General features: G+C 70.0%; 16 protein-coding genes and 1 tRNA gene. 5 read left to right on the top strand and 12 right to left on the bottom strand.

Annotated elements, in window-relative coordinates; genetic code table 11:
* The first annotated feature begins 28 nt into the window (after window positions 1-28).
* On the top strand, window positions 29-1,105 hold the full coding sequence (locus tag AC4GYY_RS08930; protein WP_491119915.1) for an alkene reductase: 1,077 nt from the start codon (window positions 29-31) through the stop codon (window positions 1,103-1,105).
* A 34-nt stretch (window positions 1,106-1,139) separates the two neighbouring features.
* Here AC4GYY_RS08930 and AC4GYY_RS08925 read toward each other — a convergent pair whose 3' ends face one another.
* The 8 genes from AC4GYY_RS08925 to AC4GYY_RS08890 all read right to left on the bottom strand — a co-directional run bounded on the left by AC4GYY_RS08925 (window position 1,140) and on the right by AC4GYY_RS08890 (window position 8,425).
* Entirely contained in the window at window positions 1,140-2,507 is a 1,368-nt protein-coding gene (locus AC4GYY_RS08925) for a cytochrome P450 (RefSeq protein WP_491119914.1), read from the bottom strand.
* A gap of 129 nt (window positions 2,508-2,636) precedes the next feature.
* Window positions 2,637-3,056, bottom strand: a complete 420-nt coding sequence (gene ribH, locus AC4GYY_RS08920; protein ID WP_491119913.1) for a 6,7-dimethyl-8-ribityllumazine synthase — start codon at window positions 3,054-3,056, stop codon at window positions 2,637-2,639.
* A gap of 145 nt (window positions 3,057-3,201) precedes the next feature.
* Window positions 3,202-4,356 carry a 3,4-dihydroxy-2-butanone-4-phosphate synthase gene (gene ribB / locus AC4GYY_RS08915; protein ID WP_491120244.1) on the bottom strand — a complete coding sequence of 385 codons (1,155 nt, stop codon included), beginning with the start codon at window positions 4,354-4,356 and terminating at the stop codon, window positions 3,202-3,204.
* A complete protein-coding gene (locus AC4GYY_RS08910; RefSeq protein WP_491119912.1) occupies window positions 4,337-4,948 on the bottom strand; it encodes a riboflavin synthase in 612 nt (203 codons plus the stop codon). The genes ribB and AC4GYY_RS08910 overlap by 20 nt, the downstream gene beginning before the upstream one ends.
* A 1-nt stretch (window position 4,949) precedes the next feature.
* The gene (ribD, locus tag AC4GYY_RS08905) at window positions 4,950-5,915 is read right to left on the bottom strand and encodes a bifunctional diaminohydroxyphosphoribosylaminopyrimidine deaminase/5-amino-6-(5-phosphoribosylamino)uracil reductase RibD (RefSeq protein WP_491119911.1); all 966 of its coding nucleotides are present in this window, start codon (window positions 5,913-5,915) and stop codon (window positions 4,950-4,952) included.
* Between the two features lie 23 nt (window positions 5,916-5,938).
* A complete protein-coding gene (locus AC4GYY_RS08900) occupies window positions 5,939-6,286 on the bottom strand; it encodes a hypothetical protein (RefSeq protein WP_491119910.1) in 348 nt (115 codons plus the stop codon).
* A gap of 54 nt (window positions 6,287-6,340) precedes the next feature.
* Window positions 6,341-7,000: an energy transducer TonB gene (locus tag AC4GYY_RS08895; RefSeq protein ID WP_491119909.1), complete on the bottom strand. Its 660-nt coding sequence runs from the start codon at window positions 6,998-7,000 to the stop codon at window positions 6,341-6,343.
* Between the two features lie 102 nt (window positions 7,001-7,102).
* Window positions 7,103-8,425 (bottom strand): glutamate--tRNA ligase, encoded by a 1,323-nt coding sequence (locus AC4GYY_RS08890; RefSeq protein WP_491119908.1) that lies wholly within the window; start codon window positions 8,423-8,425, stop codon window positions 7,103-7,105.
* 77 nt (window positions 8,426-8,502) lie between these two features.
* Here AC4GYY_RS08890 and AC4GYY_RS08885 point away from each other — a divergent pair, with 77 nt between their 5' ends.
* Window positions 8,503-9,438, top strand: a complete 936-nt coding sequence (locus AC4GYY_RS08885) for a ribose-phosphate pyrophosphokinase (RefSeq protein WP_491119907.1) — start codon at window positions 8,503-8,505, stop codon at window positions 9,436-9,438.
* 95 nt (window positions 9,439-9,533) lie between these two features.
* Here AC4GYY_RS08885 and AC4GYY_RS08880 read toward each other — a convergent pair whose 3' ends face one another.
* The 4 genes from AC4GYY_RS08880 to AC4GYY_RS08865 form a co-directional block, all read right to left on the bottom strand.
* The gene (locus AC4GYY_RS08880) at window positions 9,534-9,872 is read right to left on the bottom strand and encodes a PilZ domain-containing protein (RefSeq protein WP_491119906.1); all 339 of its coding nucleotides are present in this window, start codon (window positions 9,870-9,872) and stop codon (window positions 9,534-9,536) included.
* Between the two features lie 12 nt (window positions 9,873-9,884).
* Window positions 9,885-10,409, bottom strand: a complete 525-nt coding sequence (locus AC4GYY_RS08875; RefSeq protein ID WP_491119905.1) for a sterol desaturase family protein — start codon at window positions 10,407-10,409, stop codon at window positions 9,885-9,887.
* 284 nt (window positions 10,410-10,693) lie between these two features.
* Window positions 10,694-11,371 carry an RlmE family RNA methyltransferase gene (locus tag AC4GYY_RS08870; protein ID WP_491119904.1) on the bottom strand — a complete coding sequence of 226 codons (678 nt, stop codon included), beginning with the start codon at window positions 11,369-11,371 and terminating at the stop codon, window positions 10,694-10,696.
* A complete protein-coding gene (locus AC4GYY_RS08865) occupies window positions 11,368-12,369 on the bottom strand; it encodes a Ppx/GppA phosphatase family protein (protein ID WP_491120242.1) in 1,002 nt (333 codons plus the stop codon). Before AC4GYY_RS08865 ends, AC4GYY_RS08870 begins: the two co-directional genes overlap by 4 nt.
* 191 nt (window positions 12,370-12,560) lie before the next feature.
* Between AC4GYY_RS08865 and AC4GYY_RS08860 the strand changes: the two genes are divergently transcribed.
* From AC4GYY_RS08860 to AC4GYY_RS08850, 3 genes are all read left to right on the top strand, one after another.
* A tRNA-Gln gene (locus AC4GYY_RS08860) sits at window positions 12,561-12,634 on the top strand.
* A 388-nt stretch (window positions 12,635-13,022) separates the two neighbouring features.
* Entirely contained in the window at window positions 13,023-13,505 is a 483-nt protein-coding gene (locus tag AC4GYY_RS08855; protein WP_491119903.1) for a hypothetical protein, read from the top strand.
* A complete protein-coding gene (locus tag AC4GYY_RS08850) occupies window positions 13,502-14,824 on the top strand; it encodes a DNA-packaging protein (RefSeq protein ID WP_491119902.1) in 1,323 nt (440 codons plus the stop codon). The genes AC4GYY_RS08855 and AC4GYY_RS08850 overlap by 4 nt, the downstream gene beginning before the upstream one ends.
* Window positions 14,825-14,833 lie beyond the last annotated feature (9 nt).

The raw sequence follows: 14,833 nt of genomic DNA, 5'->3' as shown, positions 1-14,833 counted from the left end.
TAGCAAACCGCAACGCGAAAGGGGTTCCATGCCGTCACTCTTCGACCCGATCACATTGGGCGCGATCGAAGCGCCCAACCGCATCCTCATGGCGCCGCTCACCCGCACCCGCGCCACCGCCGACCACGTCCCGACCGAGCTGATGATCGACTATTACCGCCAGCGCGCGAGCGCCGGGTTGATCATCTCCGAGGCGACCGGGATCAGCCGCGAAGGGCTCGGCTGGCCGAACGCGCCGGGGTTGTGGACCGACGAACAGGTGGAGGCATGGAAGCCGGTGACCGAGGCCGTCCACGATGCGGGCGGGCGGATCGTCGCGCAGCTGTGGCACATGGGCCGGCTCGCACGCCCCGACACGACCGGGATGCAATCGGTGTCGTCCGCGGCCGTCCAGGCGCCTTATGCGGTGCCCGACAAGAACCCCTACGACACGCCGCGCGTCGCTACCGTGGACGACCTGAAGCGCATCCAGGACGATTACGCCGCCGCCACCCGCAACGCGCTCGCCGCCGGGTTCGACGGGGTCCAGGTTCATGGCGCGAACGGCTATCTGATCGACCAGTTCACGCGCAACGGCGTCAACGACCGCACCGACGATTACGGCGGCAGCCCCGAGAACCGGCTGCGGCTGATGCGAGAGGTGATGGAGCGCGTGATCGCCGAGGCGGGCGCGGCGCGCACCTCGATCCGCCTCTCGCCCAACGGCGAGACACAGGGCGCGGACGACAGCGATCCCGAAAGCGTGTTCGTGCCAGCCGCGAAGATGCTCAACGATTTGGGCATCGGCTTCCTCGAGCTGCGCGAGCAGTCCGCCGACGGCACCTTCGGCGCGTCCACCGTGCCGAAGCTCAGCCCTCAGATCCGCAAGGTGTTCAGCGGCCCGCTGGTGCTGAACCAGGACTATTCGTTCGAGGCGGGGCAGCGCGATCTCGACTCCGGCGTCGCCGATGCGATCGCCTGGGGCCGCAAGTTCATCGGCAACCCCGATCTCGTCGAGCGCTTCCGCCGCGGCGCGCCGCTCAACCAGGACAATCCGAAGACCTGGTACGCCCCCGGCGCCGAAGGCTACACCGACTATCCGGCGCTCGAGACCGAGGCCGCGTGACCGTCCCGTGCTCCCGCGCCGGCGGGAGCACGGATCACACCGGCACGAACGTCAGCGGCAGCCGGTCGCGGGGCTTGGGGATCGGGAAGATCTCCCAGGCGTTGCCCGCGCCCGGCGCCAGCTCGATCCGGTAGCGCGACAGCAGATGCGCCATCAGGATGCGGATCTGCATCGTCGCGAAGTGCAGCCCGATGCACATGTGCGCGCCGCCGCCGAACGGCACCCAGGCGAAGCGGTGGCGGCCCTTCGACGCCTCGGGCGTGAAGCGCAGCGGATCGAAGCGGTCGGGATCGGGCCAATGCTCGGCCATGTGGTGCGTGTAGGCGGTGTTGACGCCGACGAACGTGCCCGCGGGGATGTGATATCCGCCGTACTCGAAGTCGCGCAGCGCGCGGCGCGGGATCGAGGGCACGGGCGGCATCAGCCTGAGCGATTCCTTGAAGGCGTATTCGGTCTCGACCAGCCGGTCGAGCTGACCGTGCGGGATCGATCCGTCGTTGCTGCCGAGCGACCGCACCTCCTCTCGCAGCCGGTCCTGCCATTCCACGTTGCGGCCCAGCAGCATGACCATGCTCGTCGCCGAGGAGGTGATGGTGTCGTGCGCGGCCATCATCAGGAAGTTCATGTGATCGACGATCGCGTCCGCAGGCAGCGGCTCGCCCGCCTCGTCGGTCGCGCGACAGAACAGCGAGAAGAAATCCTGGCCGTCGCCGTGGCGCCGCGCCGGGATCTCGCGATTGAAGAACTCGACGAGATACTCGCGCGCCTTGACCCCGCGACGCATCGACGTCCCCGGCAAGGGCGAGCGGATCGGCGACACCGACGCCGCGACTTCGTCGACGAACGCTTGATTGATCTTCGACGCCTCCGGCCCGAGCGGTACACCGAGGAAGCTCGCCGCCGCGAGATCGAGGCTCAGCGCCTTGACCGCGTCGTAGAATTTGATCGGCCGGTTCGCCCAGCCGCCGACCTGCGCGGCGATGCCCTTGTCGAGCTGCTCGGCGTAATGGCGCATCGGCTCGGGCTTGAACGCGACCGACAGCGCCTTGCGGTCCTGCCGATGCTTCTCGAAGTCCATCAGCATCAGCCCGCGCGGGAACACCAGGTTGAGCACCGGGCCCCAGCCCTGTTCGGACGAGAAGTTCTTGTCCTTGTCGAACAGCACCAGCTCGTTCGCGTCGGGCCCGAGCAGCACCACCGAATCGCCGCCGAAGCTGTTGTTGCGATAGACCGACCCGTACTTGGCCTGCATCTGCCGCGTGTGCGCGAGCGGGTCCTTGAGCACCTTGAAGGTGTTGCCCACGAACGGCAGTCCCCGCTCGCCCGGGATCGCATCGAGCGAGCGCGGCGCGTTCTTGGGCAACCAGTGCGGATTGGCTTCGATCGTGTGCGCGTAGGGCATGAGGCGGCTCCCGTTACTTACACGAGTATAAGTAAGCCGAGGCCGGGAGGCAACGCCCCAACTCCCGTTCGTGCCGAGCGAAGTCGAGGCAGCCTGTCCCTCGACTTTGCTCGGGACGAACGGGGTCTGTCACCCCAGCCGTTCGCGCAGATCGAGCATCGCCAGCGCCGCGATCGCCGCGCTGCCGCCCTTGTCGAGCTGGGCAGGGTCGGCGCGCGCGATCGCCTGGGCCTCGTTCTCGGTGGTCAGGATGCCGTTGCCGATGGGAATGCCGTCGAGCGTCAGCGCCATCAGCCCGCGCGCGCTCTCGTTCGAGACGATCTCGAAATGGTACGTCTCGCCGCGGATCACCACGCCGATCGCGACGAACGCATCCCAGCGGCCCGCCTCCGTCGCCATCGCGATCGCGCCCGGCACTTCGAGCGCGCCGGGAACGGTCAGCACTTCGTGGGTGTGCCCCGCCGCGTCGATCGCCGCGCGCGCGCCGGCGATCAGCATGTCGTTCAAGTGATCGTAGAAGCGGGCTTCGACGATGAGCAGGTGGGCCATTCAAAACTCCGATCCTTCCCGTTTACGGGGAGGGGAACCGCCGAAGGCGGTGGAGGGGGCTCTCCACAAGCGATATCGCTGGCGGAGAGCCCCCTCCGTCAGCCCTGCGGGCTGCCACCTCCCCGTAAACGGGGAGGATCTACGATTACTCTCCGCCCGTCCCCGGGATCGCGCGCTCGCCGACGATCGACAGGCCGTAGCCCTCGAGCCCGACCAAAGTGTGATGGGTGTTCGACAGGAGCACCATCTCCTCCACCCCCAGTTCGGCGAGGATCTGCGCGCCGACGCCGTAGTCGCGCAACTCCTCGATCTCGGGCGCGCCCGCGCTCTTCCCTTCCGCGCGCAGCTTGATGAAGCGGCTCACCGAGTCCTTCATCGGCCGGTTGATGACGACGATGACGCCGGTGCCCTCTTCGGCGATCAGCTCCATCGATCGCGACAACAACCCGGAACGTTCGGAGGTCTCGCCGAACATATCGACGAACCACGACGCGGTGTGCATCCGCACCAGCGTCGGGTTCGAGGGATCAATCCGACCCTTGACCAAGGCGATCGTCTCGTCCCCGGTCGCCTTGTTGTGGAAGGTGAGCGCGCGCCAGTCGCCGCCCCAGCGTGAGTGGAACGGCAGCTCCGCGCGCTTCTCGACGAGATGGTCGTGACGCCTCCGATAGGCGATCAGGTCTCGGATCGTGCCGATCTTCAAATTATGGAGCTGGGCGAAGGCGACGAGGTCGTCGAGGCGCGACATCGTCCCGTCCTCGTTCATGATCTCGCAGATCACGCCCGAGGGATTGAGCCCGGCCAGCCGCGCGACGTCGACCGCCGCCTCGGTATGGCCCGCGCGCACCAGCACGCCGCCGTCGCGCGCGACGAGCGGGAAGACGTGTCCGGGCGTCACGATCTCGTCGCGCCCCTTCGACGAATCGATCGCCACCGCCACCGTGCGGGCGCGGTCGGCGGCCGAGATGCCGGTCGTCACGCCGTCGCGCGCCTCGATTGAGACGGTGAAGGCGGTCTCGTGCCGTGTCCCGTTGTTGCGGCTCATCAGCCCCAGCCCGAGCTCGTCGACACGGCGCTTGGTGAGCGCGAGGCAGATCAGCCCGCGGCCGTGCTTGGCCATGAAGTTGATCTTCTCGGGCGTCGCCATCTGCGCGGGGATAACGAGATCGCCCTCGTTCTCCCGATCCTCGTCGTCGACCAGGATGAACATGCGGCCGTTCTTGGCCTCGTCGACGATCTCCTCGGGCGAGGACAGATAGCCGTGGCGGAGGCGGGAGACTTCAGCGGGTACGGCCACGATAATGCTCCATGCGTTGGAGATAGCGCGCGAGGACGTCGATCTCGATGTTGACCGCTTGCCCCGACGCGATCCCGCCCAGCGTCGTCATCTGTTGAGTGTGCGGGATGACGTTGACCGCGAAATGGGTGCCGTCCTCCTCATCGCGGACGTCGTTGACGGTCAGCGAGACGCCGTCGATCGTCACCGAGCCCTTGGGCGCGAGGAAGGGTGCGAGCGCCGCATCGACCCGGAAGCCGATCCGCTTGGAATCGCCTTCGGGACAGACGCCCAGCACGGTCGCGACCCCATCGACATGTCCGGTGACGATGTGCCCGCCCAGCTCGTCGCCGAGCTTCATCGCGCGCTCCAGGTTGAGCGCGCGGCCCTCGTTCCACATGCCCTCGGCGCTGCGGCTGAGGGTCTCGCCCGAGACGTCGACGGTGAAGCGGCCCGGCGCCTTGTCGACCACGGTCAGGCACACGCCCGAGCAGGCGATCGACGCGCCCATGTCGACGGTAGCCGTGTCATAGGCGGTCGCGATGGTCACGCGCGTGTCGCCACGCCGCTCCACGCGCTCGATCCTGCCGACGTCGCTGACGATTCCCGTGAACATCCTATCCTCGCGCCCGCTCGTAGACTTCGAGCCGATCGCTGCCAAGCGCGCGGGCGTCGGTCGATCTCCACCGTCCATGCGTCTCTGTCAACGTTATCAGATCGAGCGAGGCGAGCGAAGGCAGGCCGCCGCCGATCAGGACCGGTGCGCGGTAGAGGAGAAGGCGGTCGACGAGATCCGCCTTGAGGAACGCCGCCGCGGTCTGCGCCCCGCCTTCGACGAGGAGGTGATCGCCGGGGAGGGCGGCGATGTCGGCTGGCCGAGCGATCCGAAGAACTCCGCCACCCCGGCTTGAGGCCGGGATGACGGTGGAGGAGGAGAGCATCACCCGCGCTGGCGACCGACCCTCCATCCCCGCCAGCCGCACGTCGAGTCGCGGCGCATCCGCCTCCCACGTCCCGCGCCCGACCAGGATCGCCTCGTGACGGCTGCGTTCGAGATGCGCGTGCGCGCGCGCTTCCGGTCCAGTGATCCAGCGGCTCTCGCCGGACGCCAGCGCGATGCAGCCGTCGAGCGAGGTGGCGAGCTTGAGCGTCACGAACGGCCGCCCGAACCGCCGCCGCGTCAGAAATCCGGCCATGCTCCGCGCCGCTTCTTTGGCGAGAATACCGATCCGAGTCGCGACTCCCGTCGCCTCAAGGCGCGCCAGCCCCGCGCCGTTGGTCCGCGGATCGGGATCGCGCAGCGCCGCGACCACGCGCGCCACTCCCGCCGCGACCAGCAGGTCCGCACACGCCGGCCCGCGCGGTGACTGATGCGCGCACGGCTCGAGCGTGACGTACGCTGTCGCGCCCCGCGCGCGCTCGCCCGCTTCGGCCAGCGCCATCGCCTCGGCATGGGGACGCCCGCCTGCTTGCGTCCAACCTCGCCCGACGACGATCCCATCGCGCACGATCACGCAGCCGACATTGGGATTGGGCGCGGTCCGCCCGCGGGTCCGCTCGGCGAGCGTCAGCGCCGCGCCCATCCAGCGCTGATCGGCGGCTTCGGTCAGATCCCGTACTTCTTCAGCCCGTCGTCGAGCGTCTTGAACTGCGCGCGCGTTTGCGCCTCACGCTTCTTCTGCTCGGCGGCGTCCTTGTCGCGCTGGACCTGATCGATCTTCTGCTGAGCGACGATCTCGGCATCGGTGCGGTCGGCGCGCCATTGATGGACGTAGATGATGTTGGGCCGATATTCGGGCGCGATCGTCGAATCCTTGACGAACAGGACCAGCACGCCGCCGGTGATCGCCAGCGCCGCCATCATGAACCAGAGTTCATGCGGCGGGCGCGACGCCAGATAGCGTCGCAGGTCGAGCAGGGCGCGCAGCGGCGAGAAGCGGGCGAGGAATCGCATGCGGCAAAAGATAGGGCGGGGCGGGCGCTCGGGCCAGCCCCGCCCGTCCGCGGGTCATTCCGGCATGACGAACCGTACCGTCAGCTCGCGCCACGCCTCGATCGCAACGCCGTCGCGCGTCGCCGGACGGAAGCGCCAGTGGGCAAGCGCCTGGCGCCGCGTCACCGTCCAGAAGGCTTCGCTCGCCGCGGCGATCCGCTCGATCTGACGGACCCGTCCGTCGATGCCGACGAGCACCCGCACGCTCACCAGCCCCTCGCGCCCCGCGCGCTGCTCCGACGGAGGATAAGGCGGCTGGAAGTCGCGGGCGTAGCGCGCATCCATGGTCGCGCCGATCGTCACCGGTGTCGGTGTCGGTGTCGGCTGCGGCGGCAGGATCGTGATCGGATCGAGCCCGGCACCCGCGGCCGGGCCGGGGACCGGGGTGATCGTGAAGGGCTTGTCGTCCGGCGCGATCAGATCGCTCGTCACGATCGGGTCGGGCCGAGTCACACGTTGAATGGGCATCTGGACGACGGGTTCGATCTCGGGCTCCGGTTCAGGCTTGGGCTGGGCGAGCGGGATGTTCGTAACGATGAGTGGCGGACGGAACACCTCGCGGATCGCCGGTGAGGAGATCACCAATCCACTCACCATCGCCGCGCTCAGCCCCAGCGCCGCCAGCGCGCTTCCCAGACGGAAACCATGCGCGCCTTCATATCGTCCCGTATCCATCGTGACCTCTCCTGTTCTCCTAACCGGGCTCCCGGCGCATGCGATGTTACACCATAACACGGGCAGCACAAGCGGGACCTGGGCCGTCTGGCGCCGCCTCCATCACCTTCCGAGCCGCGCCAGCGCCCGCTCGCGTCCGATCAGCGGCAGCAACCCGGCCATGTCGGGGCCGTGATCGCGCCCGGTCAGGGCACGGCGGAGCGGCAGGAACAGCGCCTTTCCGCTGCGTCCGGTCTCCGCCTTGAGCGCCGCGGTGAGCGCGTGCCACGGGTCCGCAGACCAATCGATCTCGCCCGCGACCCGCGCCGCCGTGCCGAGGTACTCGGCGTCCCCACCCGGCTCGGGCGCGTCGATCGGCCCCTCGATCACCTCCCACCAGTCCGCCGCCTCGGCGACCGTCTTCAGGTTGGGCCGAACCGCCAGCCACTCCGCCTCGCTCATCCCGGCGGGCAGACGGGCCGCGACACGGGCATAATCCAGCCGATGGACGATCCGCGCGCTCAGCGCCGCCAGCTCCGCCTCGTCGAACCGCGCCGGCGCGCGTCCGAACCGCGCGAAGTCGAACGTTTCGATCAGCGGCTCCGCTTCGGCGAACGGCTCGACCGGGTCGCTCGTCCCGATCCGCGCGAGCAGTGCGCGCACCGCCGCCGGCTCGATCCCGGCTTCGCGAAAATGATCGACGCCGAGACTGCCGAGCCGCTTCGACAGCTTTCCCTCCGTCCCCGTCAGCAGCGCGGCATGCGCGAAGGCGGGCGCGGGCGCGTCCATCGCGGCGAACATCTGAAGCTGGAGCGCGGTGTTCGAGACATGGTCCTCGCCGCGCACGACGTGCGTGACGGCGAGGTCGACATCGTCGATCGCGCTCGGCAGCATGTAGAGCCACGACCCGTCGGCGCGCCGCACCACCGGGTCGCTCATCGTCGTGGGATCGAACTGCTGCGGCCCACGAACCAGATCGTCCCAGGCGATCGGCGAGTCGTGGTCGAGCCGGAATCGCCAGTGCGGCCGCACTCCCTCCGCCTCCAGCCGCGCCCGGTCGGCGTCGCCGAGCAAGAGCGCGGCGCGATCGTACACCGGCGGCAGACCGCGCCCCAGCTGGACCTTGCGTCGGAGCTCCAGCTCCGCCTGGGTCTCGTACGCCGGATAGATCCGTCCCGCCGCGACCAGCTCGGCGAACCGCGCCTCGTACCGCGCGAACCGCTGCGACTGCCGCACCTCGTTGTCGGCGGCCAGCCCAAGCCACGCGAGGTCGGCGCGGATCGCCTCGACGAACCGCTCCTCGCTCCGCTCGGCGTCGGTGTCGTCGATCCGCAGCAGGAACCGCCCGCCGGTCTTTCGCGCCCACAGCCAGTTGTGGAGCGCGGTGCGGATGTTGCCGACGTGAAGGCGGCCGGTCGGAGAGGGGGCAAAACGGGTGACGGTCATGGCGGACGCCTCTAGGCCGCCCCCTTTGCGCTTCAAACCCCCGGCCCCTATGGCGGCGGATCGAAAGGGCGCCTCACATGAAACTGATGACCGGCAATTCCAACCTGCCGCTCGCGCGCGACATCGCGCGGTATCTCGAGCTGCCGCTGACCGACGCGCTCGTCCGTCGGTTTGCGGACGAGGAGGTGTTCGTCGAGATCCAGGAGAATGTCCGCGGCGAGGACGTGTTCGTGCTCCAATCGACGTCCTATCCGACCAACGACAACCTCATGGAGCTGCTGATCATGACCGATGCGCTCAAGCGCGCGTCGGCCCGGCGGATCACCGCGGTCCTCCCCTATTTCGGCTACGCCCGGCAGGACCGGAAGCCAGGGCCGCGCACCCCGATCTCGGCCAAACTGGTCGCCAACCTGATCACCGTCGCGGGCGCGGACCGGGTGCTGTGCGTCGATCTCCACGCCGGGCAGATCCAGGGCTTTTTCGATATCCCGACCGACAATCTCTACGCCGCGCCGGTGATGTCGGCCGACATCCACGCGCGCTTCGGCGAGAAGAACCTGATGGTCGTCTCCCCCGACGTTGGCGGCGTGGTGCGCGCGCGGGCGCTGTCGAAGCGGCTCGACAACGCCCCGCTCGCGATCGTCGACAAGCGCCGCGAGCGCGCGGGCGAATCAGAGGTGATGAACATCATCGGCGACGTCGAGGGGCGGTTCTGCGTCCTGATCGACGACATCGTCGACTCGGCGGGCACGCTCTGCAACGCCGCCGCGGCGCTCAAGGAAGCGGGGGCGGAGGACGTCGTCGCCTATGTCACCCACGGCGTGCTCTCGGGCGGGGCGGTCGCGCGGGTCGAGGCGTCGGCGCTGCGCGAGCTGGTGATCACCGATTCGATCGGCAGCCACGAGGTGATCGCCGGCGCCAAGCGCATCCGGCACCTGACGATCGCGCCGCTGCTGGCGGAAGCGATCCGGCGGATCAGCGACGAGGCGAGCGTGTCGAGCCTGTTTGACTGAGGTCTGCCGCGGGCAAAGCCCGCGTCGTCGGCCGAGCTACGCTCGCCGGCCGGGCCGAGGCGTTCGCTGCGCGAACGGCGCGGGCGTGGCCGCGCCTACGCCTCGCCCAGCGCGACGATGTGATCGAACACCGCCGGATGCAGCGGCTTGGTGAAGGCGCAGCCGTAGCGGTACTTGTCGCGCCACGCGACCACCGCCTCGAGCCCGGCGAGGCCCGGCAACGTCAGCCACACGGTCGTGCCCGGCCAGAGCGTGAAGCTGGTCTGCGCGCGGAAGCCGGTGGTGGAGAGGTCGACGACCTCGATCTCGAACCGGGTGGTGCCGCGATCGCGCAGGTGGGCGCGCATCTTGACCGCCTTGCGCAGCGCGTGGCGGGCTTCCTCGCCTTCACCCGGAGTCGGTAGCGGTACAGGGTGGTCCATGCCCCGCGTCATGCGCCCCGAACGTTACTTTTCGGCAAACGCGCCCGACCGGACCGCGGCCGGCGGGCGCACGCCGGCGCGACCGCGGCGCTTGAGCTCGGCCTTCAGCGCCTCGGGCCTGGGGGCGACCAGGAAGCCGAAGCTGACCGTGCCCGCCTTGGTCCCGACGACGTGATGCAGCCGGTGCGCCTGGACGATCCGCTTCATGTAGGAGGAGCGCGGGAGATAGCGGGTGCGGACCCGCTCGTGCACGATCACGTCGTGGAAGCCGAAATAGATCGCGCCATAGCCCGCGATCCCCGCGCCGATCCACGCCCAGCCCTGCCACCAGCCGAGCTGGACCCCGCCCAGGATCAGCACGATCGACGGAATGGCGAAGATCACCCCGTAGAGGTCGTTGAGCTCGAACCGGCCGGTGCGCGGCCGGTGGTGGCTCTCGTGGAGGAACCAGCCGGGGCCGTGCATCACCCAGCGGTGCATGACATAGGCGAAGCCCTCCATCCCGGCGATGGTGGCGACGAACAGGGCAAGACCGAAGGGCCAGGGCATCGTCCTTCTATAGGAGCTTGGGCGGCCGGCCGCCACCGGGGGGAACGGCCGCGCGGCCGCAACGCGCCCGGCCGGCTCGCCCCCTGCGGCCGGGAACGAGCGGCTAAGGTCGCCGCCGCTCGCCGCCCAACACCTGCGCGCGCATCATCCGGCGCACGCGACCCGGCATCCAGCGCGCGCCGAACGCCAGCCGCCGCGCGGTGCTGCCGACATAGGTGCTGCCGACATAGGTGTGGACGGCGTCGCCGTGGACCGCGCGCCCGCGCCGGTGATCAGGATCGCCGTCATTCGTCCGTGCTCGTCGGCCGCCCCTTGAAGCCCTGCGCGACCACGAACCACTCGACCGAGCCCTTGCGGCTGGCGGGGGGCTTGGCGTGCTTCACGGTCGTGAAATGGCGCTTCATCTCGGCGACCAGCGCCGAATCGGCGCCGCCCGCGAACACCTTCGACACGAAGGCGCCGCCCGGTCGCAGCACCTCGATCGCGAAGGCGTGCGCCGCCTCGACCAGCGCCATCGTCCGGAGCGCGTCGGTCTGCGCATGGCCGACGGTGTTCGCGGCCATGTCGGACAGCACCAGATCCGCCTCGCCGCCCAGCGCGTCGGACAAGGCGGCGGGCGCGGCATCGGCCATGAAGTCGAGCTGGAGGATGGTGACGCCGTCGATCGGGTCGACCGGGAGCAGATCGATCCCGACCACCACCGCCTGTGGCTGGACGCGGCGGACGACCTGGCTCCAGCCGCCGGGCGCCAGACCCAGGTCGATCACCCGGCGTGCGCCCTTGAGAAAGCCGAAGCGCTCGTCGAGCTCGACCAGCTTGTAGGCCGCGCGGCTGCGATAGCCTTCCGCCTTGGCACGGCGGACATAGGGATCGTTGAGCTGGCGTTCGAGCCAGCGCGTCGACTGCGGCGAGCGGCTGCGCGCGGTGCGGACGCGCTGGCGCCCCTGGATCGGCCCCCTCACGGCCGGCTCGCCATCAGCCGGCGCAGGATGCCTTCGCGGATGCCGCGGTCGGCGATGCCGAGCCGCTCGGCGGGCCAGAGATCGAGGATCGAATCGAGGATCGCGCAGCCAGCGACCACGAGATCGGCGCGCTCGCGGCCGATGCACGGCAGCGCCGCGCGCTCGTCGAGGGTCTTGCCCGCCAGTTCGGCGCTGATCCGGCGCATCGCGGCGGCCGGGGCGATCAGCCCGTCGACGGCGGAGCGATCATATTGATTGAGCCCCAGGTGGACGCTCGCGAGCGTCGTCACCGTTCCCGAGGTGCCGAGCAGCCGCGGGTTGACGGGGCTTGTGGGAAGCCGCGCGGCGAACGGCGCGAAGCTGGCCGCGACCAGCCGCTTCATCTCGGCATAGGGAGCCAGCCCATGGGTCGGGCCGCCGGTCGATTCGGTCAGCGAGACGACGCCCCAGGGCGCGGAATGCCAGTCGACCACGGTCGGGATCGTCGGCTTCGTGTCGACCAGCACCAGCTCGGTGGAGCCGCCGCCGATATCGAAGATCAGCGCCGGGCCGTCGCCCGGCTCGATCAGGACGTGGCAGCCGAGCACCGCGAGCCGCGCCTCCTCCTCCGCCGAGATGATGTCGAGCCGGATGCCCGTCTCCTCGCGGACGCGGGCGATGAAGTCGGCGCCGTTCGACGCCCGCCGACACGCCTCGGTCGCGACCGAGCGGGCGAGCGTCACCGGGCGGCGGCGGAGCTTGTCGGCGCAGACCTTGAGCGCGGCGAGCGTGCGCGCGATCGCCGCGTCGGAGAGCCGCCCGCTGGTGGCGAGCCCCTCGCCCAGCCTCACGATCCGGGAAAAGGCGTCGACCACCGCGAAGCCGTCGCCCTGCGGGCGCGCGATCAGCAGCCGACAATTGTTGGTGCCCAGATCGAGCGCGGCGAATTGCCTGGGATACCCGCCGGACCGCGGGGCCTGAGCCGGTCGACCGTCCTCTGACTGCGGCCGATACGGCATGTCGGGGACCGTGCCCATGCCGTCATGCTTTCTGTTCTGTCCGTCGCGGGCGAGATCGCCCGTTCGGTGTCTGGCGGTGAAACTAGCCGACGCGCCGGTCCGCGGCAAGGTTGGCGCTCGGCGGTGGCGCGGCGGGCGACGCGCGACGATTGACAAGCGGGCGAGCCCGCGCCTAGAGGCGCCCGCCTAGTTGCCCGATCCTCTAATGGTAAGAGAGCGGACTCTGACTCCGTCAATCAAGGTTCGAATCCTTGTCGGGCATCCATTTCCTTCAGCTTCGATCGCGGGGAGCGTGCCCTCCGGCGCGGTGCGCGAGCGCGTGCTGGCGAACCGATCCGGTTAAAACGGGTTGACAGCGTCACGCTGTTCAGGTACATAACAGGAACGCTGAAGATTCGCGAGTCGGGTTGCGGCGACGGTGCGAACCGGGCCGCGGCGGCGCCGCGTCGTCGGACGGGCTGACGCCCGCCCGTCGGTCTCGCGCGAGTCAGCCGGACACACGCCGGCTGCCGCGCTTCGGCGAACGCTGAAGTATCGTGAGTCGGGCGGGGCCGACGCGATCTTCGGCGAATTCGAGAGTGGTGAAAGCGGCCGGGCGGCGCGGGGGTGGGGTCCCTCCGCGGCGTCCGGCCGTGATGCGTGGGGGATGGGCGATGGCGAAGCGCAAGGCTTTCAGTTTCACTCAAGGCGTACGGGACACGTTCCTCTCCCGGCTGTCCGTGACGGCGAATATCCGAGCGGCGGCGGAGGCGGCGGGCGTTTCGAGAACGACGGTCTATCACCACCGGCTGATCGACCCGGCGTTTGCGCATCAGTGGCGGATGGCGCTGCTGGCGGGCTACGACCGGATCGAGCTGGCGCTGATCCGTCGCGCCCTGGGATTGAAGGACGAGCAGGAGGACGCCGAGATCGGCGGACTCGATGTCGATCTCGCGCTCAAGCTGCTCAACCGGTACAAGCCGGTGGTGGCGCAGGCGACGAACGACGCGGTGGCGGCGACGTTTCGCGCGTCGCGCGATGCTGCCGCGGCGCTGCTGCTGAGCAAGCTGCGCACTCAGTCGCGTCGGCTGGGTCTGCCGCAGTCCGTTCCATCAGAAGCGCTGCTGCTCGTCGATGGCGCGGCGACGGGCGCGTGAAGCGGGGTGACGAGCTGCCGCGCCTGATCGCATGGCTGGCGACGCTGCCGCCCGAGGCGCAGGAGAGGATCGTGGCAGGGCTGCCCGACGCCATGACGCGGACGCTCAACGAGGAGTGGGAGGCTTGGGCGCTCAAGGGACAGGCCCCGCCGCCCGGCGACTGGCGGGTGTGGCTGATCCAGGCGGGGCGCGGGTTCGGCAAGACGCGCGCGGGGGCGGAGTGGGTGAGCGGGTTCGTGCGCGCCACGCCCGATGCGCGGGTGGCGCTGGTCGGGGCGACGATCGACGATGCGGTGCGGGTGATGCTCAAGGGGCCGAGCGGGGTGCTGACGGTAGCGCGCGACGACGAATGGCCGGCGTGGCGCGCGCAGACGGGCGAGGTGCGCTGGCCCAACGGAGCGGTGGCGACGGTCTATTCGGCGGAGGCTCCGGAGAAATTGCGTGGGCCGGAGCATCATATCGCCTGGTGCGACGAATTGGCGAAGTGGCGCAACGGCGACGCGACCTGGGACAATCTGCGGCTAACGATGCGGCTGGGGGAGCAGCCGCGGGTGCTGGTAACGACGACGCCCAGGACCAATGCGCTGATGCGACGGGTGATCGCGCTGGCGGAGAAGGATGGGGCGTTTGGGCGCGGGCGGACGGGGGACAATCCGTACCTGCCCGAGGCGTTCGTCGCGGCGATGGCGGAGACCTATGGCGGGACGCTGCTGGGGCGGCAGGAGCTGGACGGCGAGCTGATCGCGGAGGTGGCGGGCGCGCTCTGGTCGCGCGCGCTGATCGAGCGGCAGCGGCGCGAGATGATTTGCGAGCGGGTGCGGGTGGTGGTCGGGGTCGATCCGCCCGCCGGGGTCGGCGGCGATGCGTGCGGGATCGTCGCGGTGGCTCGGGGCGAGGACGGCTGCGCCTATGTGATCGAGGATGCGAGCGTGGTGGGGGCCTCGCCCGAGGGCTGGGCGCGCGCGGTGGCGGGGTGCGCCGAGCGGGTCGCGGCGGACCGGGTGGTGGCTGAAGGCAACCAGGGCGGGGAGATGGTGCGCAGCCTGCTCAGGGGCGCGTCGCGGCGTCTGCCGATCACGGTGGTCCATGCGCGGCACGGGAAGGTGGTGCGGGCCGAGCCGGTGGTCGCGCTCTATGAGCGCGGCGAGGCGTGGCACGCGGGAGTGTTCCCGGCGCTGGAGGACGAGCTCTGCGGGCTGGTGCGGGGCGGCGCGTACGAGGGGCCGGGCCGCTCGCCGGACCGGGCGGATGCGTGCGTCTGGGCGATGACCGAGCTGATGCTGGGCGGCGGGGGAGAGGTGGCGGTGCGGGGGTTGTGAGGGGGTGCG

The sequence above is a fragment of the Sphingomonas sp. SP6 genome (assembly GCF_058313435.1).
The sequence above is the reverse complement of the archived record's forward strand: the minus strand, read 5'-3'. Positions and strand labels throughout refer to the sequence as shown.